The 25,006-nt window shown below is 62.3% G+C and carries 22 protein-coding genes; 16 read left to right on the forward strand and 6 right to left on the reverse strand.

Annotated elements, in window-relative coordinates; genetic code table 11:
• Nucleotides 1-57: 57 nt before the first annotated feature.
• The 4 genes from U4Y90_RS09435 to purU are packed head-to-tail and all read left to right on the forward strand — an operon-like array spanning nucleotide 58 to nucleotide 2,994.
• Complete coding sequence (locus tag U4Y90_RS09435; RefSeq protein WP_321794297.1) at nucleotides 58-624, forward strand: adenine phosphoribosyltransferase; 567 nt, start codon at nucleotides 58-60, stop codon at nucleotides 622-624.
• Nucleotide 625: 1 nt separating this feature from the next.
• The gene (locus U4Y90_RS09440; RefSeq protein ID WP_321794298.1) at nucleotides 626-1,240 is read left to right on the forward strand and encodes a LysE family translocator; all 615 of its coding nucleotides are present in this window, start codon (nucleotides 626-628) and stop codon (nucleotides 1,238-1,240) included.
• An 8-nt stretch (nucleotides 1,241-1,248) separates the two neighbouring features.
• Complete coding sequence (locus U4Y90_RS09445) at nucleotides 1,249-2,094, forward strand: NUDIX hydrolase (RefSeq protein ID WP_321794299.1); 846 nt, start codon at nucleotides 1,249-1,251, stop codon at nucleotides 2,092-2,094.
• 30 nt (nucleotides 2,095-2,124) lie between these two features.
• Nucleotides 2,125-2,994 (forward strand): formyltetrahydrofolate deformylase, encoded by an 870-nt coding sequence (purU, locus tag U4Y90_RS09450; RefSeq protein WP_321794300.1) that lies wholly within the window; start codon nucleotides 2,125-2,127, stop codon nucleotides 2,992-2,994.
• A gap of 55 nt (nucleotides 2,995-3,049) precedes the next feature.
• Here purU and U4Y90_RS09455 read toward each other — a convergent pair whose 3' ends face one another.
• Together U4Y90_RS09455 and uvrA are read right to left on the reverse strand one after the other, a co-directional pair.
• Nucleotides 3,050-4,141: a hypothetical protein gene (locus U4Y90_RS09455; RefSeq protein WP_321794301.1), complete on the reverse strand. Its 1,092-nt coding sequence runs from the start codon at nucleotides 4,139-4,141 to the stop codon at nucleotides 3,050-3,052.
• Between the two features lie 109 nt (nucleotides 4,142-4,250).
• Nucleotides 4,251-7,124, reverse strand: a complete 2,874-nt coding sequence (uvrA, locus tag U4Y90_RS09460; RefSeq protein WP_321794302.1) for an excinuclease ABC subunit UvrA — start codon at nucleotides 7,122-7,124, stop codon at nucleotides 4,251-4,253.
• Nucleotides 7,125-7,465: 341 nt separating this feature from the next.
• On the opposite strand from uvrA, the gene U4Y90_RS09465 reads away from it, so the two are divergent.
• The 5 genes from U4Y90_RS09465 to U4Y90_RS09485 all read left to right on the forward strand — a co-directional run bounded on the left by U4Y90_RS09465 (nucleotide 7,466) and on the right by U4Y90_RS09485 (nucleotide 11,981).
• Entirely contained in the window at nucleotides 7,466-8,668 is a 1,203-nt protein-coding gene (locus U4Y90_RS09465; protein ID WP_321794303.1) for an MFS transporter, read from the forward strand.
• Between the two features lie 118 nt (nucleotides 8,669-8,786).
• Nucleotides 8,787-9,314 (forward strand): single-stranded DNA-binding protein, encoded by a 528-nt coding sequence (locus tag U4Y90_RS09470; protein ID WP_321794304.1) that lies wholly within the window; start codon nucleotides 8,787-8,789, stop codon nucleotides 9,312-9,314.
• A 442-nt stretch (nucleotides 9,315-9,756) separates the two neighbouring features.
• Nucleotides 9,757-10,404, forward strand: coding sequence for a response regulator transcription factor (locus U4Y90_RS09475; protein WP_321794348.1), 648 nt, complete (start codon nucleotides 9,757-9,759; stop codon nucleotides 10,402-10,404).
• Between the two features lie 48 nt (nucleotides 10,405-10,452).
• Nucleotides 10,453-11,220, forward strand: coding sequence for a response regulator transcription factor (locus U4Y90_RS09480; protein ID WP_321794305.1), 768 nt, complete (start codon nucleotides 10,453-10,455; stop codon nucleotides 11,218-11,220).
• A 110-nt stretch (nucleotides 11,221-11,330) separates the two neighbouring features.
• Nucleotides 11,331-11,981, forward strand: coding sequence for a response regulator transcription factor (locus U4Y90_RS09485; RefSeq protein WP_321794306.1), 651 nt, complete (start codon nucleotides 11,331-11,333; stop codon nucleotides 11,979-11,981).
• A gap of 321 nt (nucleotides 11,982-12,302) precedes the next feature.
• On the opposite strand, the gene U4Y90_RS09490 is transcribed toward U4Y90_RS09485, so the two are convergent.
• A complete protein-coding gene (locus U4Y90_RS09490; protein ID WP_321794307.1) occupies nucleotides 12,303-12,848 on the reverse strand; it encodes a hypothetical protein in 546 nt (181 codons plus the stop codon).
• Here U4Y90_RS09490 and U4Y90_RS09495 point away from each other — a divergent pair.
• Nucleotides 12,819-15,545, forward strand: coding sequence for an ATP-binding protein (locus U4Y90_RS09495; RefSeq protein WP_321794308.1), 2,727 nt, complete (start codon nucleotides 12,819-12,821; stop codon nucleotides 15,543-15,545). The genes U4Y90_RS09490 and U4Y90_RS09495 overlap by 30 nt on opposite strands.
• Before the next feature lie 25 nt (nucleotides 15,546-15,570).
• On the opposite strand, the gene U4Y90_RS09500 is transcribed toward U4Y90_RS09495, so the two are convergent.
• On the reverse strand, nucleotides 15,571-16,506 hold the full coding sequence (locus tag U4Y90_RS09500; RefSeq protein WP_321794309.1) for a LysR family transcriptional regulator: 936 nt from the start codon (nucleotides 16,504-16,506) through the stop codon (nucleotides 15,571-15,573).
• 438 nt (nucleotides 16,507-16,944) lie between these two features.
• Between U4Y90_RS09500 and U4Y90_RS09505 the strand changes: the two genes are divergently transcribed.
• From U4Y90_RS09505 to U4Y90_RS09515, 3 genes are all read left to right on the forward strand, one after another.
• The gene (locus U4Y90_RS09505; protein WP_321794349.1) at nucleotides 16,945-18,111 is read left to right on the forward strand and encodes a porin; all 1,167 of its coding nucleotides are present in this window, start codon (nucleotides 16,945-16,947) and stop codon (nucleotides 18,109-18,111) included.
• A 177-nt stretch (nucleotides 18,112-18,288) separates the two neighbouring features.
• On the forward strand, nucleotides 18,289-18,735 hold the full coding sequence (locus tag U4Y90_RS09510) for a CHRD domain-containing protein (protein WP_321794310.1): 447 nt from the start codon (nucleotides 18,289-18,291) through the stop codon (nucleotides 18,733-18,735).
• 12 nt (nucleotides 18,736-18,747) lie between these two features.
• Nucleotides 18,748-19,692, forward strand: a complete 945-nt coding sequence (locus U4Y90_RS09515; protein ID WP_321794311.1) for an alpha/beta hydrolase — start codon at nucleotides 18,748-18,750, stop codon at nucleotides 19,690-19,692.
• Here U4Y90_RS09515 and U4Y90_RS09520 read toward each other — a convergent pair.
• Nucleotides 19,662-20,510, reverse strand: coding sequence for an EcsC family protein (locus tag U4Y90_RS09520; protein ID WP_321794312.1), 849 nt, complete (start codon nucleotides 20,508-20,510; stop codon nucleotides 19,662-19,664). The two genes, U4Y90_RS09515 and U4Y90_RS09520, sit on opposite strands and share 31 nt — an antisense overlap.
• Nucleotides 20,511-20,616: 106 nt before the next feature.
• On the opposite strand from U4Y90_RS09520, the gene U4Y90_RS09525 reads away from it, so the two are divergent.
• Together U4Y90_RS09525 and U4Y90_RS09530 are read left to right on the forward strand one after the other, a co-directional pair.
• Entirely contained in the window at nucleotides 20,617-22,212 is a 1,596-nt protein-coding gene (locus U4Y90_RS09525) for an MFS transporter (RefSeq protein ID WP_321794313.1), read from the forward strand.
• A 17-nt stretch (nucleotides 22,213-22,229) separates the two neighbouring features.
• Nucleotides 22,230-22,700 carry a MarR family winged helix-turn-helix transcriptional regulator gene (locus tag U4Y90_RS09530; RefSeq protein WP_321794314.1) on the forward strand — a complete coding sequence of 157 codons (471 nt, stop codon included), beginning with the start codon at nucleotides 22,230-22,232 and terminating at the stop codon, nucleotides 22,698-22,700.
• Here U4Y90_RS09530 and U4Y90_RS09535 read toward each other — a convergent pair.
• Nucleotides 22,697-23,971, reverse strand: coding sequence for an amino acid deaminase (locus tag U4Y90_RS09535; protein WP_321794315.1), 1,275 nt, complete (start codon nucleotides 23,969-23,971; stop codon nucleotides 22,697-22,699). The two genes, U4Y90_RS09530 and U4Y90_RS09535, sit on opposite strands and share 4 nt — an antisense overlap.
• A 146-nt stretch (nucleotides 23,972-24,117) precedes the next feature.
• On the opposite strand from U4Y90_RS09535, the gene U4Y90_RS09540 reads away from it, so the two are divergent.
• Nucleotides 24,118-25,005, forward strand: coding sequence for a MurR/RpiR family transcriptional regulator (locus U4Y90_RS09540; RefSeq protein WP_321794316.1), 888 nt, complete (start codon nucleotides 24,118-24,120; stop codon nucleotides 25,003-25,005).
• Nucleotide 25,006: the final 1 nt, after the last annotated feature.

The raw sequence follows: 25,006 nt of genomic DNA on the forward strand, positions 1-25,006 counted from the left end.
TTCCTCTTTGTCACCAAGGCGAACGCGCGGCCTCACGGCGCGGACTCCGGAGAAGTCATGTCCATTACCCCTTCGAACGCCCGGCTCGACGCCGCGCGTTTCATCAAGGAACGCGTGCGCACCGTCGAAAACTGGCCGCAAGCCGGCGTTCAATTTCGCGACATCACGACGATTCTGCAAGACCGCAAAGCGCTGCGCATGCTGATCGACCTGTTCGTGCAGCGCTACATCGACGCGAACGTCGACGTGATTGCCGGCATGGACGCGCGCGGTTTCATCATCGGGCCGATTCTCGCGTACGAGCTGAGTCTCGGCTTCGTGCCGATCCGCAAGAAGGGCAAGCTGCCGTACAAGACGCTCGAACAGTCGTATGAGCTGGAGTACGGCCGCGCGACCGTCGAGATTCACGAGGACGCGTGCAAGCCGGGCGATCGCGTGGTGATCGTCGACGATCTGGTCGCGACCGGCGGCACGATGATGGCCGGCAAGATCCTGCTGGAGCGGCTCGGCGCGGAAGTGGTCGAGGCGGCGGCGATCATCGATCTGCCGGATCTCGGCGGCTCGAAGCTGCTGCGCGAGAACGGCGTGCCGCTCTATACCGTGTGCGAATTCGGGGGACATTGAGATGCCCAACTTTCTGCTTTTTCTCGCTGCATCGGTCGCGATCACCGTCGCGCCCGGACCGGACAATCTTCAGGTGCTCGCGCGCGGCATTTCGCAAGGGCGGCTCGCGGGCGTGGTCGCGGCGTTCGGCTTTGCGTTCGGCGTGATCTTCCACACGACGCTCGCGGCGCTCGGCATCGCGGCGCTGCTGCGTTCGTCGCCGCTCGCGTTTCAGGCGGTGAAGCTCGCGGGCGCGGCGTATCTCGTGTGGATCGGCATCAAGGCGTTGCGCAGCCACGGTCTCGCGACGGCGCACGCGCGCCCGAGCCAGCCGCTTTCGACCGTATTCCGCCAGAGCGTGATCGGCAACATGCTGAATCCGAAGGTCACGCTGTTCTTCATCGTGTTTCTGCCGCAGTTCGTCGATCCGCATGGCGCGCAAAGCGTCATGCTGCAGATGTTCGAGCTCGGCGGACTTTTCATGCTGCAAACGGTCGTCGTGTTTTCGCTCTTCGGCATCGGCGCGGGGATGATCGGCGTGTGGCTGAAGCGCCGCCCGCGCGTCGGCGTGTGGCTCGACCGGCTCGCCGGCGTGACGTTCATCGCGCTCGGCATTCGCGTCGCGCTGCGCGACTGAGGTTCCCGATGACTCTGCCTGCAATCCTTTCCGCGCGCCGCTTCGAGCCCGCCGCGCACGTGCCGTTTTGTATCGGCGATGAACGTGTCGGCTGGATCCGGCGATTCGACGTCGACGCGCTGCGGCGCTGGCCCGACGTCTTCGAGATCGACGATGCGTCGGTCCGGCTGCACGCATCGCTCACCGATGTGAACACGCGCAGCGCCGCGCTCGGCGCGGTCATCGGCGCGCTCTACGCCGAAGGCCGAATCCCCGGCTGGCGCGACGAAACCTACGCGATTCGCAACGACTTCGACGCGGCGCCGCTCGCGTTCATCGAGCGTGCGGCGTCGCGCTACTTCGGCACGATGACCTACGCGGTGCATCTGAACGGCATCGTAAAATATCGGGATAAAGCGCCGCAGTTATGGATCGCGCGCCGCAGCGACACCAAGGCGACCGATCCCGGCATGCTCGACAACGTCGTGGCGGGCGGCATCGGCTGGGGTCTCGAACTCGTGCCGACGCTCGTGAAGGAATGCTGGGAAGAGGCGGGCATGAGCGCCGAACTCGCCCGGACCGCCGAACGCGGCCGCACCTTCCATGTGCTGCAGTCCTTGCCCGAAGGCACGCAGGCTGAGCAGATCTTCGTCTACGACGTCTGCCTGCCGCCCGATTTCGCCCCGCGCAATCAGGACGGCGAGGTCGGCGAGCACCGCCTCGCGCGCATCGAGGATGTCGCGCGCTGGATCGAGGAGGGCAAGCTCACCGTCGACGCCAGTCTCGCGACGCTCGACTGCCTGCTGCGCCACCAGTGGATCGACGAGGACGCGTGCGAAGGCATCGACGCGTTGTTCGAGCCACCGCCGGTCTGATATCAAGAATCAAACGAACGAGGAAAGGTCATGTCGACCGAACATAGTTTCTACCTGAAGTTGTCGTGCCCGGACCGCCCGGGAATCGTGCATGCCGTGTCGGGCTTCCTGTTCAACCTCGGCGCCAACATCCTCGACTCCGCGCAATTCGGCGACAGCCGCACCGGCGAATTCTTCATGCGCGTGCATTTCCAGCAGGTCGGCGGCGATCCCGGCCTCGACGCGCTGCGCAAGTCGTTCGCCGATCTCGCCGACGAATTCGGCATGCGCTGGGAACTGCACGACGCATCGGTGAAGCCGCGCGTCGTAATCATGGTGTCGAAGATCGGCCATTGCCTGAACGATCTCCTGTTCCGCTATCGCACCGGGCAATTGCAGATCGAGATTCCGGCGATCATTTCCAATCACAAGGATTTTTATCAACTCGCCGCGAGCTACGACATTCCGTTCCATCATCTGCCGCTGCTCAAGGCGACGCCCGAAGCGAAGGCCGCTCAGGAGGCACGTGTAATGGAAATCGTCGATCAGCACGACACCGATCTCGTCGTGCTCGCGCGCTACATGCAGATTCTGTCGCCGGAACTGTGCGCGAAGCTTTCCGGGCGCGCGATCAATATCCATCACTCGTTTCTGCCGAGCTTCAAGGGCGCGAAGCCGTACTACCAGGCGTTCGATCGCGGCGTGAAGCTGATTGGCGCGACCGCGCACTATGTGACGTCCGATCTCGACGAAGGCCCGATCATCGAGCAGGAAGTGGAACGCGTCGATCACAACATGACGCCGGATCAGTTGACGGCGATCGGCCGCGATGTCGAATGCGTGACGCTCGCGCGCGCGGTGAAGTGGCACGCGGAGCATCGCATTCTGCTGAACGGGCACAAGACGGTCGTGTTCCGCTGAGCCGCAGCCCGGAACGATGAAGCCCGCCGGTTAGTCCAGGCGGGCTTTTTTATGCTCAGACGAGCCGCAGATAAACCAGCTCGCGCTTGATATACCCGTAGAAAATCGGCGCGGCGATCACGCCCGGAATGCCGAACGCGGCTTCCATCGCGAGCATCGCAAGCAGCAGTTCCCACGCGCGCGCCTCGATCTGTCCGCCGATGATGCGCGCGTTCAGGAAATATTCGAGCTTGTGGATGAGGATCAGGAACGCGAGCGACGCGACGGCGGTGCCGAACGAGACCGACAGCGAAATTCCGACGATGATCGTGTTCGAGATGAGATTGCCGATCACCGGCAACAGGCCGACGATGAACGTGATCAGCACGAGTGTTTTGGAAAGCGGCAGCCTTTCGTGAAAGAGCGGCAGCGCGACCAGAAGATATAGCGCGGTGAAGACGGCGTTGATCGCCGAAATCTTGATCTGCGCGAACACGATGCGGCGGAAGGCATCGGAAAAACGCGACACGCGCGCGACGAGCGCGGTGGACAGCGGCAGCCGATGATGCGACGTCCGCGGCGCGCTCACCGCGATGATCGCGCCGATGATCATGCCGATGACGATATGACCAAAGCCGCGCGCCATTTCCTTGCCGCCCTGCTGAAGCATCTCGGCGTGCCTGTGCATCAGTTCGGTGGCTTTGTCCTTCATCTGCACGGTGTCCACGGGCAGATAGTTCGCGATCCAGTCCGGCACGGACAGGCGCGCGCTGGACGTGATGCTCATCAGCTGATCGAGCAGTTTTTGCAGACTCGGAAAGTCGCGCTCGAAATGTTCGATGGTGGCGATGGTCGCGCCCGTCAGCCCGCCGACGATGATCGCCGAAATCAGCCCGACCGCGATGAGCCGCGCGCCCCGGCTGACGACGTGGCGCTCGATCACCGGCGCGATCATGTGCGTGAGCTGAAACACGAGCATGCCGGCGAGGAGCCCGCCGAGCAGTTGCAGCCTGAGCGTGAGATACAGCGCGAGCAGAGCGAGGACGTAGCTGCCGATCTCCACCGCCGACAGCTTCGGCAAGCTCATGTCGCTCGTCAGCCTGACGTGGCGCGTGGGCAGGTCCCGCACCCGTCCTTCCTCGTTGGCCGCTTCGTTGCGCTTCGCCATGACTGCGTTCCTTTTCCCCTGCTGCGTACGACGATTATTCGTGCCGCGGCGCGCGCGGCGCATTCCGGCAGTCCGGCTGGCGGCGCCTGGCGTAAGCCGGCGCCATGAATCAGGCCGCTGACCTGGCTCGTTGCAACAAGGGTGCCAGATATCTGCCGGTGAAACTCGCCTTCGACTTCGCCACTTGCTCCGGCGTCCCCTGGGCAATGATCTGCCCGCCGCCGGCGCCGCCTTCCGGACCGAGGTCGATCACCCAGTCGGCGGTTTTGATCACGTCGAGATTATGCTCGATGATTACGACAGTATTACCCTGATCTCGCAATCGATGAATCACTTCGAGCAAAAGCGCGATGTCGTGGAAGTGCAATCCGGTCGTCGGCTCGTCGAGGATATACAGGGTCCGACCGGTATCGCGCTTGCTCAGTTCCAGCGAAAGCTTGACGCGCTGGGCTTCGCCGCCCGATAGCGTCGTCGCGGACTGGCCGAGCCGGATGTAGCCGAGACCGACGTCCAGCAGCGTTTTCAGCTTGCGCGCGACCACCGGCACCGCCTTGAAAAATTCGTGCGCGGCTTCGACCGTCAGGTCCAGCACTTCGCTGATGTTCTTGCCCTTGTACTGGACTTCGAGCGTTTCGCGGTTGTAGCGCTTGCCGTGACACACGTCGCAGGGCACGTAGACGTCCGGCAAAAAGTGCATTTCCACCTTCAGCACGCCGTCGCCCTGACAGGCTTCGCAGCGTCCACCCTTGACGTTGAACGAGAAGCGGCCCGGATCGTAGCCGCGCTCCTTCGCCGCCGGCACGCCCGCGAACAGCTCGCGGATCGGCGTGAAGAGGCCGGTATAGGTGGCCGGATTCGAGCGCGGCGTGCGTCCGATCGGCGACTGATCGACGGCGATCACCTTGTCGAAGTGCTCCAGGCCTTCGATCGATTCATACGGTGCGGGCTCCGTCGCCGAGCCGTACAGATGCTGCGCGACCGCATGCTGCAGCGTGTCGTTGATGAGCGTGGACTTGCCCGAGCCGGACACGCCCGTCACGCAGGTCAAAAGTCCGACGGGAAGATCGAGCGTCACACGCTTCAGATTGTTGCCGTGCGCCTCCGCGATGCGCAGCATGCGCTCGTCCGGCGCGGTGCGCTCGACGGGATAGCTGATCGTGCGCTTGCCGGACAGATATTGTCCGGTGATCGAGTTCGCGTCTTTCTGCACCTGAGCCGGCGTGCCTTGCGCGACGATCACGCCGCCGTGCTCGCCCGCGCCCGGTCCCATGTCGACGACGTAATCCGCCATGCGGATCATGTCCTCGTCGTGCTCGACGACGATCACCGAATTGCCGATGTCGCGCAGATGCTTGAGCGTGTTGATGAGCCGGTCGTTGTCGCGCTGGTGCAGACCGATCGACGGCTCGTCGAGCACGTACATGACGCCGGTGAGACCCGAGCCGATCTGCGATGCGAGCCGGATGCGCTGCGCCTCGCCGCCGGAAAGCGTCTCCGCGCTACGTTCCAGCGACAGATAATCCAGCCCGACGTTGTTCAGGAACGAGAGCCGCGCGACGATTTCCTTGATGACCTTGTCGGCGATTTCGCCCTTCGCGCCTTCCAGGCGCAGCGTCTGGAAATAGCCGAGCGCGTCGCGCAGCGGCCATCCGCTGATTTCGAAAATGCCGCGGGCCTGTTCGTCGGCGCCGACTTTCACGAAGCGCGCCTCGCGCCGCAGACGCGTGCCTTCGCACGCCGGGCACGGTTGATTGTTCTGGTATTTCGCGAGCTCTTCGCGGACGGCGGCCGAATCCGTCTCGCGGTAGCGCCGCTCCAGATTCGGGATGATGCCTTCGAACGCATGCTCGCGAACCGACGCGCGGCCGCGCTCGTTGATGTACGAGAACGGAATCGCCTGCTTGCCCGAGCCGTACAGCAGGATCTTGCGCACTTTCTCGGGCAATTCCTCGAACGGCGCGTCGATCTCGAACTCATAAAAGGCCGCGAGACTCTGCAGCATCTGGAAGTAGAACTGGTTGCGCCGGTCCCATCCCTTCACCGCGCCAGCCGCGAGCGACAGCGACGGATGCGCGACCACGCGCTTCGGATCGAAGAACGTGATCTGGCCGAGGCCGTCACACTCCGGGCACGCGCCCATCGGATTGTTGAACGAGAAAAGTCGCGGCTCCAGTTCCGGCAGCGAATACGAACAGATCGGGCACGCGAATTTCGAGCTGAAGAGTTTTTCCTTTTCAGTGTCCATCTCGAGCGCGATCGCGCGCCCGTCGGCGAGACGCAGCGCGGTTTCGAACGATTCCGCGAGGCGCTGCTTCATGTCCGGCCGCACCTTGAGGCGGTCGATCACGACGTCGATCGTGTGCTTGTCGTTCTTCTTGAGCTTCGGCAGCGAATCGACCTCGTAGATCTTCGCGACGCCCTCGTTCGCGGTGCCGCCGCCCGAGCGAATTCGAAAACGAATAAAACCCTGCGCCTGCATTTGCTCGAACAGTTCGACGTGCTCGCCCTTGCGATCGGCGACGACCGGCGCGAGGATCATCAGCTTGGTTTCTTCGGGCAGCGCGAGTGCGGCATCGACCATTTGCGAGACGCTTTGCGCTTCGAGCGGAATCAGGTGATCCGGGCAATACGGCGTACCGACGCGCGCGTACAAAAGACGCAGATAGTCGTGAATCTCCGTGACCGTGCCGACGGTCGAGCGCGGATTATGCGACGTGGCTTTTTGCTCGATCGAAATGGCAGGCGACAAGCCTTCGATCAGATCGACGTCCGGTTTTTCCATCAGTTGCAGAAACTGCCGCGCGTACGCAGACAGGCTTTCGACATAACGGCGCTGACCTTCCGCATAGAGCGTGTCGAACGCGAGCGACGACTTGCCCGACCCGGACAGCCCCGTGATCACGATCAGCTTATGGCGCGGCAAGTCGAGATTGACGTTCTTCAGATTGTGGGTGCGAGCCCCACGAATGCGAATTTCTTCCACGAGTTTGTTCCGGCGTTTTTCGGGTGCTTTCGGACGTTTTCTGCGGCGCTTTCATCCGCCCGGACAGGCTATGCAGGCATTGCCGGGCGGAAAGAGAGAGGGCCAAACCTGCTACTATAACGACTTTTAAAGGGCGCAGCGCCCGAGCCCGAGGGCCGGATGCGCGCCGATCGGCCGTCGCGGGGACTTGCTGGCCATGTGCGGCGTTAGCGTCGGCGCGACGAGCGGCGGCCCCCGGCCGTGCGTTCCATATAGTGCCGTTTCGAGCAAGAACAAGGCGGCCGCGCCTGGCTGCGCCGCAGGCCAGGCCAGACGCGACCCTCATCCTTTTTCCGTTTCTGATGTCCAATCCGTCTGCCACGTCCACACGTCTCTCCGCGCCGGAGTTGCGCGCGACCGTGTCGCTCGCTGCCATCTTCGCGCTGCGCATGCTCGGTCTCTTCATGATCATGCCGGTGTTTTCCGTCTACGCGAAAACCATCCCCGGCGGCGACAACGTTCTGCTCGTCGGCATCGCGCTCGGCGCGTACGGCGTCACGCAGTCGATGCTCTATATCTTTTATGGCTGGATTTCCGACAAGCTCGGGCGCAAGCCGGTCATCGCGTTCGGATTGCTGGTCTTCGCGGTGGGGAGCTTCGTCGCGGCCGTCGGACATTCGATGGCGTGGATCATCGCGGGGCGCGTGATTCAGGGCATGGGCGCGGTGTCATCGGCGGTGATCGCGTTCATCGCGGATCTCACGCACGAGGAAAACCGCACCAAGGCGATGGCGATGGTCGGCGGCAGCATCGGCGTGTCGTTCGCCGTGGCGATCGTCGGCGCGCCGATCGTGTTTCACTGGGTTGGCATGAGCGGGCTGTTCGCGGTGATCGGCGTGCTGTCGATCCTCGCGGTGGGCGTGGTGTTCTGGATCGTGCCAGATCCGCCGGCGCATCCGGTTCACGTCAAGGCGCCTTTCGCGGAAGTGCTGCACAACGTCGAGCTGCTGCGCCTGAACTTCGGCGTGCTCGTGCTGCACGCCACGCAGACGGCGCTCTTTCTCGTCGTGCCGCGCATTCTGGAGGAAGGCGGCCTGCCGGTCGCATCGCACTGGAAGATTTACCTGCCCGTGATGGCGCTCGCGTTCGTCCTGATGGTGCCGGCCATCATCGCCGCCGAGAAACGTGGAAAAATGAAGAGCGTGATGCTGAGCGCGATCGGGCTTATCCTGATCGGCCAGTTGTTATTGGGCGCCGCACCCCATACGCTGTGGTCCGTGGCAGCCATTCTGTTCGTGTACTTTCTCGGCTTCAATGTGCTGGAAGCGTCGCAGCCGTCGCTGGTGTCGAAGCTCGCGCCGGGCACGAGAAAGGGGGCGGCGGCGGGCGTGTACAACACGACGCAGTCGATCGGCCTCGCGCTCGGCGGGGTGATCGGCGGCTGGCTGCTGAAGCTCGACGGGCCGAGCGCGGTCTTTTTCGCCTGTTCGGCGCTGGTGTTCGCGTGGCTCGTCGTCGCTGCATGGATGAAACCGCCGCCGCGCAAAGCCGAGCGCGCGGCCTGAAAGAAATTTGGATCATCGAATCAAGCCGGCATGGTGTAGCCGAATCCACGTCTGAAGACGAGATCGGTCCGATTGCACCATCCAGCTGACAGTTAGCAAGGAATCTACCGGAGAAATCATGGCATCAGTCAACAAGGTCATTCTCGTGGGCAATCTGGGCGCCGACCCGGAAACCCGCTACCTCCCGAGCGGCGACGCCGTGGCCAATATCCGTCTCGCTACGACGGACCGTTACAAGGACAAGGCCTCCGGCGAATTCAAGGAACTCACGGAGTGGCATCGCGTGGCGTTCTTCGGCCGGCTGGCGGAGATCGTGAACGAATATCTGAAGAAGGGCTCGTCGGTGTATATCGAAGGGCGCATTCGCACGCGCAAATGGACCGATCAATCGGGCCAGGAGCGCTATTCGACCGAGATCGTCGCGGATCAGATGCAGATGCTCGGCGGTCGCGGCGGCGCGGGCGGCGGCGATGACGGCAGCTACAGTCGCAGCGCACCGATGGAGCGTTCCGGCGGCGGTGGCGGCGGTGGGCGTCCGCCCGCGGGCGGGCGGGCGAGCGGCGGTGGCGCGGGCGGCGGTTCCAGCCGTCCGAGCGCGCCGGCGGGCGGCGGTTTCGACGACATGGACGACGATATTCCGTTCTGACCATCCGCGCACGATGCGCACATTCAAAGATGGGCCTCCGGCTTTAATAGTCCGAGGCCCATTTTTTTCGTCATGCCAAGGCGCTTTCTGATTTATGGCGCCCGCACTCGCCTTTTTTCGGCGGGGTACATTAATCTCTCGGGGTCGGTCAATGACTTTGTGCGCTTTGATTTAAAATCAAAGTTCGCAGTCTAATCGGATTTTTCTTATAGTCTGAGAATTTATTGCGTCCTATTTTCGAAGAGATTTTCAATAGGATAAACGAGCTATTTATTTGCTCATTGTCATTGAATTGGGTGTTGTCAGCGTGAGTTTGTTTATCGGAATTCGGTAAACGAAAATTCGAAGGCGTGATTAAGCGTGCGGCTTGGATTTATTCAGCTTGCGCAGTCGACCCATCACAATCAAATTTACCAAGACCAACAATATAGCCGGGGGCCTCGTGAAGCTTCGAATAGTATTGGCTGATGACCATCCCTTCGTAGTCCTTGGGATGAAAGCGCTTTTTGCCGCTGACGACGGGATGGAAGTCGTGGGCGAGGCAAATAGCGCGAGTGCTTTGCTGGCGGAGCTCGACGTCAAGCCGTGCGACGTATTGGTCACAGACTTCGCCATGCCGGAACCGGGTGTCGATGCGAATGACGGATTGCGTCTCATCCGGAAGGTTCGTCAGGATTTTGAGAATATCAGCATCGTCGTGCTTACGAGCGTGAGCAACGTCGCGATTCTGCGTTCCATTCTGAACGCCGGCGCAATGAGTCTGGTCAACAAAGCCGAGCCGATCGAACTTGTGGCGACGGCCGTGCGGCATGCGAGTGTGGGCCGTCGTTTCGTGAGTGCGTCGTTTGTAACAGCGCTCGCGGAGGCCGGCGCGGAGACGGAGTTTTCATCGGAGGAGCCGCGTCTTTCTCCGCGCGAGATCGAGGTCGTCCGATTGTTTGCCAAAGGGCATTCGATTACGGAGATTGCGAGAGAACTCGATCGCGATGTGCGCACGATCAGCCGGCAGAAACGCGATGCGATGAATAAGCTCGGCGTAAGAAATGATCCTGGTCTTTTCGCTTTTGTTCGCGCCCGCGGGTTGAAGTGATTAAGTCGTGATTAAGTGGTTTCGTTGTTTAAATTTCGGATGCATCTTATGTATCTCAATGTTTCGATGCCCGAAGCTTGTGCTTCGTTTATGGATGTGATTCTGGGTTTACCGGGCGAGAAGGGGTTTGAGTCGATGGAGTTCGGGAACGGGAGCCAAGTGCTCTCGCATGCTAAACGGGTAAGGCTGGCGATAGCGGATGACCATCCTCTCGTCATCCTCGCGGTCGAGCGGCTTGCCGGGAATTTTCCAAATGTGGAGGTCGTGAGCCGTAGCACAAATTCGACGCAGCTCGAAGAGTCACTCGCTCGCGGCGAGTGCGACGTCGCTATCATCGACTTCTTCATGCCCGGCGGACGCTACGGCGACGGCATCGAGTTGATCCAGCATATGGCGAATCTGTATCCCGACGTTCGAATCGTAGTCATGTCGCGGAGCAGTGACGCTGCACTGGTCAAACAGGCGCTCGAAGCGGGAGCGCACGCATTCCTAAGCAAGGAGGACCGGCTCGACCTGATCTACGTTGCCATTGTTTCGGTCATTGCCAACGAGACGTACCTCGGACCCGCGATACGCCGCACGCTGGCGCTTGCGGACGCCGAAAGCCACGCGCGCTTCATTCGCCAGAGGCTCACGAGCCGCGAACTTGAAGTGATCGAGCGCTATGCGCGAGGCTCGAACGTTACCGAAATCGCGAAGGAACTCGACCGTAGCGTGAAGACTATCAGCGCACAAAAGTGCGCAGCCATGCGAAAGCTGGATCTGTCGACAGACGCTGATTTGTATCGGTTTATCGCGGACAGTGGCTTGATCTGACGCATCGCGTAGCGCGCGCGGCGCAGACCCAAAAAGCCGGCAAGGAGACAGCGCCCGGTCAATTCGACAACCGTGGCGTGCCAGGCCATGTCTATAGAACACACAAAAAAATGAGAACAAAAACGCCGAAGCGAGTGATTCTTGCGGACGACCACCCGATTGTCATCAAAGGAATTCAGAGCTTTCTTGAGCGAGACGGCGCGGCGCAAGTGGTTGCCACTGCCCGGGACACACTGGAGCTCGCTGAAGCAGTCGATGCCACACCGTGTGATTTCGTTTTTTCGGACATCGGAATGCGGGGCATCGACGGGGAAAGCAATTCGATCGCTTATCTCCGACGTTTGTCGTGGCAGGAAGACCGGCCGAAGATCATCGTGCTCACGATGATCTCGCAGACGCGAATGCTGGCCGGGCTGGTTCAACTCGGCGTCGACGGCGTGCTCGACAAGCGCGACGGGCTTGAGTGCTTGCACGACGCGATAGCCGTGGCCGACGCGGGAGGCTGCTTCCTCTCTCCGTGCGTGGAGGCGGCGGTGCGTCACTTGCCGGCCACATCGCCGGCACGCGCGGGCGTTTTGAGCCGTCGCGAATGGGAAGTGTTTCAGCTCTACGCACGCGGTCTGCTCGTTCATGAGATCGCGGATCACTTCGGGCGAAGCCGAAAGACGATCGCGACACAAAAGCGGAGCGGCATGCGCAAGCTCGGCCTCGAAAGTGAAGAGGAGCTGGTCGGTTATCTTCAGCAGGTCGGATTAATCTGAAGTCACGTGGCGTTCGGCCACCGCCAGTTTCAGAGCAAATTGGGACGGTTCTGATTCGATCCCGATGCGTTGCAAGTCAGACTCAAGTCATCTGCACTTGACGGGCAAGTACGAAGCGCTGGGTCACCCAGCCGTCAAAAGCGGCGAAGTCGTGTCCCCTTGGTCTTGCTCAGCCGGCGAAGCAACTATTGTTGCAAGCGTCGGCCCGCATCCGAGGGGTTCGAATTGAGATTTCTGTTCGCGCGTTGTCTGCTTCTTCTCAGCCTGACTGCGCCATCAATCAGCTATACGGCTGAGCCGCATAGTCACACCATCAACGCTTCACAGCCGCTCGCAGTCGTTCGAAGCGAGACGAACGAAGCGGCATCCCCATTCGAACTCGCTGAACCCGAGCGCGGGTACTTGCGCACGCTGAAGCCGATCGTCGTCGGTGTGATCGAAGCGTCCGGAGACCCCGCCGAGGCGTCGCTCCAGCGGCCAGAAGTGACCTTGGAAGAAATCAGGAAGGTGCTCGGCGTCACCTTTGAGCCGAAGCAATTCAACGACTGGGCCAAGGCTACATTGGCATTTCAACGCGGCGAGATCGATATGATCGTCGCACCGAGCACGCCGGGAACCTTGAATTTCGCCTTGCACACCGAACTGCAGCCGCTCGATTTGCTGATCAGGCGCGCGTTCAGGCAAGCCGAGATGCGGGCGTCCGCCGCTCAGGCAGCCGGATCCGGAGACTGGAACATCACGGCACTGCGCCTGCTGCCGGCGCTTATCGGCATTGCAGCCGTATTGTTCGTGACGCTGCGCGCGTTTCTCCGATTGCAACAGGAGATGGACCGGCGCATGAAAACCGAGCAGCGTCTGGGTACGCAACTCAGTTTCCAGCAGACCATGATGGAGGTGGTGCCGTATCCGCTGGTCGCGAAGGACAGGCAAAACCGCTACATCGCGGTGAATCGCGCCTTCGAGGAGGCCCTCGGCGTGCGCCGCGGGGACATTATCGGGCGCACGAGTCTCGAAGCGACGGCATGGGGCGAGGCGCACAGTCGCGTGCTCCACGAACTGACCGACCTGACGCTGGCCACGGGACAGCGTCAGGAAGTCGAGGCGAATTTCGCCGACAACGAGAATTCTCCGCGCTGCGGCCTTTTCTGGACGGGTGCGTTCACGTCGTCGAACGGGGAGTTGGCGGGCGTCGTCGGCACGATGATCGACATCACCGATATTCGCGACGCCGAAACGCGCGCGCGGCAGACCGAGCGTCGTCTTCACGATGTGACGCGATCGCTGCCTGCGGTCGTGTTCCAGTTGCGTCGCGCGAGCGACGGCGCGTACAGCCTTCCGTATATCGACGGCGATACCCGTCAGTTGCTCGGTCTGGACGTCAGCGCGCTGGCCGACGATCCGATCCACGCGCTGACCCACGTCCACGACGAAGACAGTGCGCGTCTGATCGAGGAAATCGGTAACTCGGCGCGCACGCTCGAGCCGCTGCGCACGGAGTTTCGCTCGACGGTGGGAGGCATCACCCGCTGGATTCGCGCCGACCTCGTCGCGCACCGTGAGGACGACGGCGCGGTGGTGTGGAGCGGCTATTGGGCCGATGCGAGCGTCGAGCATGCTCGCGCCGACGAGCTTGCCCGCGCGCGCGATACCGCCGAAGCCGCATCGCGCGCAAAGGACGATTTCCTCGCGATGATGAGTCACGAAATCCGCACACCGATGAACGGTGTCCTGGGTCTCGTCGAGGTGCTCGAGAACACGCCGCTGAATCCTGACCAGTCGCAGATGCTCGGCATGATTCAGGACTCCGCGAGCGCGCTCTTGCAGATCCTGGACGATCTCCTCGACTATTCGAAGATCGAGGCAGGCCGGTTGTCGATCGAGTCGACGCCGATCGATTTGCGTGAACTCGTGGATAGCGCAGTCGGCCTGCTTGCCGGACGGGCGCACGAAAAGGGCTTGCGCGTACGTGTCGACGTGGCGCCGCAAGTCGCGGCGACCCTCAGAGGCGACAGCGTGCGGCTCAGGCAGGTACTCTTCAACCTGATGAGCAACGCCATCAAGTTCACGATCAAGGGCGATGTCGCGCTTCACGTGTGCGCGGTCGAGCAGCGCGACTCGGAACAAGTGATCGAACTGCGGGTAAAGGATACGGGCATCGGGATTGCCCCGGAAGCTCAGCAGAGCCTGTTCGAGCCGTTCGTGCAGGCGGAGACTTCCACCACGCGCCGGTTCGGCGGCACCGGACTCGGATTGACGATCTGCAACCGCCTCGTCGAATTGATGGGCGGTGCGATGAGCCTGGAAAGCGCGATCGGCGTCGGAACGACGATGATCGTCCGTCTCACTATGCCCATCGAGACCCTGCATTACCAGATCGACGGATTACATGGCCGGCGGGGCATCGTGGCAATCGATGACGACCGCGTGGCTGCTGCGCTCATGCACTACGGCGAGGCGCTCGGTCTGACATTGCAGCGCTACTCGCCCAATGAGCTCGCGCGATCGGAGCCGGAGTCCCTTGAAGACATCGAGATTGTTTTTCTGAGCGAGGTGCACAAGCGAGCGTCGCCGCTCGGTTCGCGTGTGATTCACGTGACCGAGAAGCCGAAGCCCACCGGGTACCGCATTCTCGAAGACGACATCCGCGTAAGCGTCAATCCGATTTCGTGGCACGGACTCGGCGCCGCGTGCGTTGCCGCATTGACGGGAATGCCGCAGGTCGCGTCGGCCGCCACGCTCGGCTACGACACGAAGATGGCGGCGCCGGACCGGGAGGACGCACTTCGCAGCGGCAAGCTCGTGCTCGTGGCGGAGGATCACCCGGTGAACCAGGAGCTGATCCGCCATCAGCTTTCGCTGCTGGGTTTCGCGTGCGACGTGGTACATGACGGGGCCGAGGCGTTCGCGGCGTTGGCTGACACGCGCTATGGCTTTCTGATCACGGATTGCCACATGCCGAACATGACCGGCTACGAACTCGCGCGCCGCATCCGGGCCGACGAGGCCGGCACAGCGCGTCGTCTGCCGATTCTCGGCATCACGGCGAGCACCGCGCCCGACGAATTGCGCAAGTGTCGCGAGTCGGGCATGGACGATTGCCTCGTGAAGCCAACCCGGCTTGCTACCTTGCGCGAACATCTGAATCGTTGGGGCGGCAAAGATAACCCGGTGCCCGTTCCCGAGACGCACTCCGTGCAAGTTGCCGTCGTGCCAATTCATGGCGACGACGAGCTCGATCTGAGCGCAATGGCGCAACTGTGGGGCAGCGACGCGACAGTGAAGGCGCTGCTGGATGCGTTCGTGGCGTCCTTCCGCGAGGATCTCGTCGCGTTTCGGCGATTGCTCGATCGTGGCACGGTCGATGATCTGCGGGACTGGCATCACCGCGTGGTCGGGGCGGCAAGCGTGTTGCAGTATCGGCCGCTGCTCGGCGCGCTGGAGGATTTCCGCCGCGATTTGCATGTGAAATCGCGCGACGTGCGGCGTAGCGAAGGAATGGCGCTGATCGCGCGATGCGAACAGCTCGTCGAGCGCATCCAGGCGCAAGGCGCGACGATTCTCTGATCCGGCGGTCCGTTCGCAATCCTTGCTATTCGGGGAGCGCTTCGGGGTTCGCATTCGCGAGGCCGCGGTCGCGAAAGTAGGCCAGCGCGAAATCCACGAAGGAGCGTGTCTTGGCCGATACGTGCCTGCGCCCGGGATAGACGATCGACACTTCCTTGTCCGCGTCCTGGAGTGTGTATCCCGGCAGCAGCCGCACGAGTGATCCCGCGTCGATGTCCTGCGCCACATAGTTTTCCGGCAGCACCGCGATTCCCATTCCGGAAAGCGCCGCTTGCCGCAACATGTGCGAACTGTTCACGCTGTATGCCGGATCGAGTGCGACGTTCTCGACCGCGCCCGACGGTCCGACGAAGGACCACATCGGGCCATGTATGTCCGCGGACGGCGCGAGAAACTCGTGTGCCGGCAGCGCGGCGGGACGGGCGGGCGCGCCGCGCCGCGAAAGGTAGACCGGCGATGCGACGAGCGCTGCCGCGACCCTGACCAGCGGGCGGTTGATCAGCATGCCGCTGTTGACGAGATGAGGCACGACGATACCGACGTCGAAGCCTTCCGCGACGAGATCGACCGGACGATGCAGCAGCGTCAGCCGCAGCTTCACGTTCGAATACTGCTCACGAAACGCACACAGCATCGGCGTGAGTCCGAGCAACGAGAACGATGCCGACGCCACGAGCTTGAGCGTGCCTGACGGATCGATCGAACTGTTCGCCATCGACGCTTCGATGGCCTCGACTTGCTCGATCACTGCACGGCAGCCGTCGGCATACTCGCGACCGGCCTCGGTCAGCGAGACGCTGCGTGTGGTCCGGTTCAGTAGTCGCGTGTTCAGATGGGCTTCCAGCAGGGAGACGTAACGGGTCACCACGGCATTGGAAAGATCGAGCGCCGCAGCGGCACGGCTGAACGACTCGGTTTCTGCCACCTTCATGAACACGCGCATCGCTTGGAATTGATTCATTGAGAGAGCGATGTGAGAAGCGCTCTTTTGAACGCCTCGTAAGGTAAATCGATGCAGGCGACTGGAGCATCGCCTCGCGTGCGCGATCTTAGAGCGCGCTGGAATGCGCAGGAATCGGAGGGTTCCGATCCAAGGCGGGTGTCTCAATGAGACCACTGTGGCATGGATGCAACTGATGCCCACAAGCACGCCCGGATAGCACGAATCAAACGATCTGTAAGTCCATGCGGCCTAAGCGTTAACTCATCTTGAAATTTGACTTTTCGACTTATTCGAAAAGGCTTTTGTGTTTCTCTCGTCGGCGTCCCAAAAAAATCGGGCAATAAACTTTGTCCTGCCGAATATCGGTGCTGAGCTGAACGAGCAAAGAGGCAATCCAAGCTCGACGTGCGTCGGCCTGAAGCAACCTATCGAGTTTCAAGACTCAAAGGAACACACATGAAAAAGACTCTGATCGTAACGGCTGTCGCCGCTCTGGCCGCATCGTTCGCAACCGCTGCAAGCGCGCAAAGCAGCGTCACCCTGTACGGCGTAGTCGACGCGGGCTTCACGTACGTGAACAACGTCTTCAACGAGAATCCCGGCCGCGACTCGCTGAAAGGCACCTACGTCGGTATGACTGGTGGCAACGTGCAGCAGAGCCGTTGGGGCCTGCGCGGCGCCGAGGATCTGGGCGGCGGCATGAAGGCGATCTTCACGTTGGAAAGCGGCTTCAATCTGGCTAACGGTTCTCTCTCGAACGGTGGCGGGCTCTTCAATCGCCAGGCGTTCGTCGGCCTGTCGTCGTCGCAATTCGGAACCGTTACGCTCGGTCGCCAGTACGACGCTGTCGTCGATTATCTGGCTCCGATCAGCGCGGCGGGCACTTGGGGTGGCAGCTATTTCGGCCACATCTTTGGCAACGATAACCTGAACAGCAACTACAGCATCGCGAACGCGATCAAGTACCAAAGCGCCAACTACGCCGGCTTCTCGATGGCCGCGCTGTACGGCTTCTCGAACCAAGGCGGCAATTTCACGAACAACCGCGCGTATAGCCTCGGCGCAGGTTATGCAAATGGTCCGTTCAAGCTCGGCGTCGCTTATACGCAAGCGAACGGAGTGAATTCCGCGACCAATCAAAACGGTGCGGTCGTTGGCAACCAGTTTGTGACGCTGAACGACCAAGGCGTTTCGGTGCCGGGTCGCCGCCTGCGCACGTACGGTGCCGGTGCAGGTTACTCCTACGACGCGATGACGTTCGGTCTTCTCTGGACTCAGTCGCGCCTGGATAACACCTATGTGGCCAACAATTCGATGTATGTGAACAACTTCGAAGTGAACGGGCGCTACATGCTGACTCCGGCGCTCTCGCTCGGTGCGGCATACACGTACTCGCAGGGCAAGACGCAGGTGGCCGGTGAATCGGGCGAAATCTTCCGCTATCACCAGATCGGCGTTCAGGCGGACTACTCCCTGTCGAAGCGTACCGATGTCTACGTAGAAAGCGTGGCGCAACTCGGCTCGGGTGGTGCTACGGCATGGATCGCTAACAACAACGGGATCAATCCGTCGACGAGCTCGCGTCAGGTTCTCGTGAGCACGGGTCTGCGTCACCGCTTCTAATCACGGTCGAGTTGTAAGGACCGTAGCAAAAGGGCACCGCGAGGTGCCCTTTTTTCATTGGCTCGTGCAGTTGAAGCGACATGCGGCCCAGAGCCGGATGCACTACCATGACATCGCGGCCGGCATTTGCGCGGAGATCGATCCCCGCGTGTCCCGGCCTCTACGGGGAGAGCAGGCATGATCGCGTTGCACAGACTGCATGGTCGCTGGATTGCAGGATTAACCCTCTCGCTCATCGCTTCGGGCGCGGCCCTTGCCGATACCGTCGCGCTCAAAGCCAACCTCCAGCCTTCGAGCGAAGTGCCGCCGCGCGTAAGCAAAGGCCACGGCATGGTCGACGCGACTTTCGACACCGACACCAAAGTGCTGACCTGGACGGCGACCTACGCTGAACTGTCCGGTCCGGTGACGATGGCGCATTTTCACGGTCCCGCGCCGGTCGGTCAGAACGCGAAAGTGCAGGTGCCCGTCGACAAGAACGCGCTCGCGACGCCGATGAAAGGACAAGCGACGCTGACGGATCAGCAGGTGACCGATCTCATGACGGGGCAGTGGTACTTCAACATTCATACGCAGGAGAACCCGACCGGCGAGATACGCGGTCAGGTGATGCCTGCAAATTGATGCAGGCCGACGATGAGTTGGCAACGCGCCCTGGCTTGCTGGTCCTTGCGCGTCAGCATGCGACCGCATTCGGCCAAGCATGCGCTCGACGTCGGTTTCGCCCGAAAGTACGCGTCCCGACGAATCTGGTCGCCGCGTGTTCCGAAAGGCTGGCGACTCGACATCCGCGAGGGGAGCACCGACGCCCCGCTGCGCGGCGAATGGCTGACACCGCCGACAAATCCGCGCGCAACGATTCTCTATCTTCACGGCGGCGGCTATTACTTCTGCTCGCCGCGCAGTCATCGCGCGATTACGTTCGGCTTGGCCGAGAGGTCAAACGCCCGAGTTTTTTCGCTCGATTACCGTCTCGCGCCTGAACATCGCTTTCCCGCGGCGCTTGACGATAGCGTCGCCGCGTATCGGCGCTTGCTTGAAGATGGCGTGTCCGCGCAATCGATCGCGATCGCCGGCGATTCTGCCGGTGGCGGACTCGCGCTCGCGACGCTGCTCGCGCTGCGCGACGCGGGCGATCCGCTCCCCGCGGCGGCCGTCGTGTTTTCTCCGTGGACGGATCTGACATCTGGCGGCGAATCGATGCGAACCAACGAGGGCCGCGATCCGATGTATCACGCGTCGATATTTCCTCGCGTGGCGGCGCAGTATCTCGGCGCCGGCGATGCGCGAAATCCTTACGCGTCACCGATATTCGGCGAGTTCGAAGGCTTGCCGCCGCTTCTGATTCAGGTCGGCGATACGGAACTGCTGCTCGACGATTCGACTCGCGTGGCGGCCAAAGCGCGCGCGGCGGGCGTGCGCGTCGAACTGGAGATCTGGCGCGACGTCCCGCACATCTTCCAGATCTGGTCGCCGTTCATGCCCGAAGCGCGCGACGCGCTCGCGCACGCCGCGTCATTCATCGAAGCGGCGACCTCCGCGCCCCACGCTCATCTTCCGCCCATTACCTCGATCGTCTGATAAGCACGCTCGACGGCCGATGCACCGTATCGGCGCTCGAGCCTGCGCACGGTGAAATGCCCGTGCGCCATCTGCTGAAAATGGTCGATGAACACCGTATTGACCATCGCGCCCAGCACCGCGCCGATCGCCGGAATGGACTTCGCGGCGACTTGCTCGCTCACCTGCACCGAGAATCGCGACGCGATCGTCTGCAGGAACTTGAGCAGCGCCGTCGAGCCATGACTGCCCAATCCCTTGGCGGCGATGTCGTGGGTCGCGCGCGAAACCGACTGCGCGAGCGCGCCGCGCACGATGAAATAGCCGAGGTCGGCGTTGTCGTCGCTGGCTTTGGTGCCGCCCATGCCCAGTACCATCAGGCATTGCAGTTGCGTCTCCACGCGATGCACGTCCTCGCCCTCGCTACGCGCGATATCGCAGATCGAGCGGAACATCAGTGTCGTCGTGACCGGCAGTTCGACCGGCAGCGCGAAGAGGCCGAACGCTCCGCCCGCCGCGCCGGTCGTCGCGACGGCCAGCTTGTGCATCAGGTTATGCGGTCTGTCGGGCGGCGGCGCGAGCAGCGAATCGGACGGCGCGCTCTTGCCGATCGTGCGCAGCGCGAGTTGCAGGCACTTTCGCAGCGCGAGCTGCGTCGCGTCGTCGACTTTTTCCTGCGCGGCCGCCGGCATGCGACCCATCAGCTTTTCGATGGGCGCGCCGACGACGCTCGCGAGCTTCATCGTCAGGGACGGGCTTTCCAGCGCTTCCTTCGCCCGCGCGAGCGCCGCGAAATCTTCGGTTGTCAGTGGCGAGGTGATGATCGGCGTCGGTTCCATGCGATGTTGTCTGTCCGGTGAAGGGAAATTGCCCACGCAGATTAGAGCGCGGCACCGTGCTATGATTCCATTTCATTTGACGCGTCAATTATTGCGCTTACAAAAGATGGCCGTTCACACAGCCGCGCATCATTCCAGCGGACAGGTCCTGCCTTTCCGCGAATCCCTCATGGCGATGCTGGGCGTCTCGTTCGTCACGATGCTCGTCGCGCTCGATCAGACGGTGGTGGGCACCGCGCTGCCGACAATTGTCGCGGAGCTCAAGGGCTTCGATCTCTACGCGTGGGTCGCCACTTCGTATCTTCTGACTTCCGTCATCACCGTGCCGATCTTCGGACGGCTCGGCGACTACTACGGCCGCAAGCCCTTCGTGATCGCGTCGATTGTCGTGTTCACGGTAGCGTCAGCGCTTTGCGGTCTCGCCAACAGCATGATGTTTCTCGTGCTCGCGCGCGGGTTGCAAGGCGTCGGCGGCGGGATGCTGGTCGGCACCGCGTTTGCGTGCATCGCCGATCTCTTTCCCGATAACGTCGTCCGCCTGCGCTGGCAAGTGATGATGAGTTCCGCGTTCGGCATCGCCAACGCGGTCGGACCGTCGCTCGGCGGCTTTCTCACGCAATATTACGGCTGGCGCTCGGTGTTCTACGTGAACCTGCCGGTCGGCGTCGTTTCGCTCTTTTTCGTGTGGCGCTTCCTGCCGCATCTGCGCCATGTTGCGCACGAGGGCAAGATGCGCCTCGACTGGCCCGGCGCCGCGCTGATCGCGGTGGCGCTCGGCGCGCTGCAATTGTTCGTCGAGATGCTGCCGAAACTCGGCTTCGGCGCCGAAACGGCCGCGCTGCTCGGGATGAGCGTCGCCGCCGGCTTCGCGCTGTGGAAATGGGAGATGCGCTGCGATTACGCGATCTTGCCCGTCGACATGTTTCGCAACAAGGCGCTCGCCGCGCTCTTCACGCTCGCGATTCTCGGCGGTTTCACGATGTTCTCGCTGCTCTTCTACGCGCCGTTGCTGTTCCAGGGCGGCTTCGGCATGTCACCGAAAGACGCCGGCATGATGATCACGCCGCTGGTCGTCTTCATCACGATCGGCAGCATTGTGAACGGGCGCATCGTCACGCGGCTGAAGAACGCCAATCTGATGCTGTATGCCGGTTTCGCGTTGCTCGCCGTGTCGTGTCTGGGCATCGTCGTCGCGACGCACAATATGCCGCGCTCGCTGCTGCTCGTGATCATGCTGCTCGGCGGACTCGGCCTCGGCTTCGTGATGCCGAATCTCACGGTCTTCGCGCAGCAGACCGCGGGACGCGCCCATCTGGGCATCGCAACCGCGTTGCTGCAATCGCTGCGCATGATCGGCGGGATGATCGGCACCGCGCTCACCGGCACGCTTGTCGCCCATCTGTATGCGAGCGGCGTGACGCTCGCGCTCGAAAAGGATCATGCGATGCATTGGGCCGGCGATCTTTCCGATCCGCAAATCCTCATCAATCGCGAAGGTCAGCAGACGCTGCTCGCGCAACTGTCGGCCGCGGGCCATAACGGCGCGATACTGCTCGAAGCGGCGCGCGAAGCGCTCGTCGCCGCGATTCACATCGGACTTGCGCTGGCGGCGCTGGTCGCGGTGGTGTCGCTGTGGCAGTCGCGCCGCGTGCCGCCGGTGCGCCTGAAAGGGCCGCAGGAACCGGTCATCGTCGCCGAATGACTACGGAAATCGAAAGCATGAATGAACAGGACCGTATCGCCGTGGTGCAGCAGTTCGGACGAACCTATCGCGCGTTCATGTCGGCGTTCGAGGCGGCCGTCGGCCAGCCGATGCCGCGCTGGCGCATTCTGCTCGCGTTGCACGAGCACGCGGGCGTGCTGTCGCAGAAGCGGCTCGTCGAGCGTCTGAAAGTGGATCCGGGCGCGCTGACGCGTCAGTTGAAGACGCTGGAAGGACTCGGCTGGATCGTGCGCAGCGTCGATGCGCGCGACAACCGTGTATCGAATGTCGCGCTGACGGCGCAAGGGCGCGCCATCGCCGAAGAAGGCCTGCCGCGACGCAATGCGTTCCTGCACGACACGATGGCCTCGTTGCCCGACGAGGCTATCGAAGCCCTGTCGAGCGCGCTTCACATGTTCGAGGGACGCATCCAGGAAGTCGCGGCCGCGAATGCGTCGCAGGCGGCCGCGATGGAAGAGAAGGCTTAGAAGAACGTTTCGATCACTTCGGTGACGCGATATTTCGGATCGACGACGAGAATCTGACGCCACTTGTCGAAGGTCAGGCACGGATGCGAAATGTCGAACGCGATCATGTCGCCGACCTTCACGTCGTCGCCCGGCTTGATGCGCAAGTACGCGTGCTGATCCATCAGGCCGAAAATTTCCCAGCCTTCGTCGGGCGACACATCGCGCGGCGCTTCATTGCCCGGACGATAGTGCTTCGCCGGCTCCGGCATGCCCGCATCGAACGCGGAATCGCGCTTGCCCAGACCGATGATCGCGCGGTCGGGTTCCGGAATCGACTGCACGTACGCCCACAGTTGCAGCGCCGGCTTCAAACCTTGACCCATCTTCTTCGCGATCGGATTGCGCGCGAAAATCTCGTTTTGCGCCTTCTTGTAGATACCGACGTCGTGCGTCAGATAGCACCCCGGACGCAGCACCACCTCGATCGCGTCGCTGTTGGCCTTCGCGAACTCGTCGGCGACGACGTCGTACCATGCCGAGCCCGCGCCCGACAGGATCGCCGGCTTGCGCGCGATCTTGCCTTCGTCGATCAGCTTGCGCGTGATGCCGACCGCGCTCTTCAGAAACTCGCGCACCTTCGTTTCATCCTGCAGCACGCCTTCGTACAGTTCGATGCCCGCAAGCTCGATCGTGCCCTGCCAGCGCGCGATTGCGGCAAGCACCGCATCGCGCTGCGCGTCGTCGCGCACGCCGGTGCGCCCGCCCGGCACGCCCAGTTCGATCAGCACGTTCAGCTTCTTGCGCACCGAGCTGAAGAATTCGCCGAGCTGATCGACGCCATCGGCTGAATCGACCAGACAGAAGAACTCGAAATTGGCGTCCGTCAGCAGTTCGGCGATCATGCCCATGTTGCGCTTGCCGACTAGCTGATTCGCCATCAGGATGCGATGAACGCCGCCACGATACGCCGCGCGCACCTGATGCGCCGTCGCGAGCGTGATGCCCCACGCGCCGGTGTCGAGCTGGCGGCGAAAGAGTTGCGGCGCCATCGTCGTCTTGCCGTGCGGCGCGAGCTTCACGCCGTATTCGCCGACGAACGCCTGCATCCACTTCAGATTGTGTTCGATGCGATCGGAATAGAGCACGGCGGCGGGCAGGCTCACGTCCTCTTCGAGCAGACTCCATTGCAGACGCGACGCGTCGTTCAACTGGATACTCGTGCCCGGCACCATGCCGAGACCCTTGCCGAACGGGTCGATCGTCGCGTTCTGATAGTTTGTAACTTTCATGTGCTGCTACTCCATCGTCCGTTTAAATAAACCTTGTGCGCGATCCGATGCGCGTCAAGGTTGACGGTGCTATGTTAACCAAAGTAGCATCCGGCATGGAAATGTTATTTAGTAACATGCGCTTCTCGTAAACCCGTGGAATCCTCATGAACGGCCACGCCGACACGCTCAGTTTCGACATCGTCGCACGCATCGCGGAGCGCGCGCCCGAGTTGCGCGGTGCCGAGCGCAAGGTCGCCGCGCTGATTCTCGACGACATCGTGAGCGCGTCGCGCGCGAGCATCGGCGCGCTGGCCGACAAGGCGGAAGTCAGCGTCGCGACGGTCACGCGTTTTGCGAAAGCGGTCGGCTGCGAGGACGTGCGCGAGCTGAAGCTGCGGCTTGCGCAGGCGGCGGGCGTCGGCCAGCGCTTTTTCAGGCGCGATCCCGATGCCGTGCCCGATTCGCTCGCCGCGCGCATTTTCGAGGAAGTGCAGGCGACGCTCGCGCAAAATCAGGGCGCGCTTTGCGGCGCGCCGATCGCCGAAGCCGCCGATGCGCTCGCGGCGGCGTCGATGATCTACGTGTTCGGCATGGGCGGCGGATCGACCGCGCTCGCCGACGAAATGCGTTTTCGCCTCGTGCGGCTCGGACGGCCGGTCGCGTCGTACCAGGACGGGTTGTTGCAGCGCATGGTGGCGTCGACCTTGTCGAAGGAACATGTCGTGGTCGCGCTGTCGGTGACGGGACAGACGCCCGAAATCGTCGAAAGCTGCGCGCTCGCGAAACAGTACGGCGCGCGCGTGATCGCGCTGACCGCGCCCGCGTCGCCGCTCGGCGCGCTCGCGGACTGGCTGATTCCGGTCATCGCGATCGAAACGGACTTCATCTACAAGCCGTCGTCGTCGCGCTACGCGATGATGATGGCGCTCGATTTGCTCGTCACCGAACTGGCCGTGAAGCAGGCCGATCACAGCCGCGAACTGCTGCGCCGCATGAAACACGCGCTCGACTCGCATCGCGGCGGCGGCGAGCGTCAACCCTTGGGAGACTGAT

Source organism: Caballeronia sp. J97, assembly GCF_905220305.1.
GTDB lineage: Bacteria > Pseudomonadota > Gammaproteobacteria > Burkholderiales > Burkholderiaceae > Caballeronia.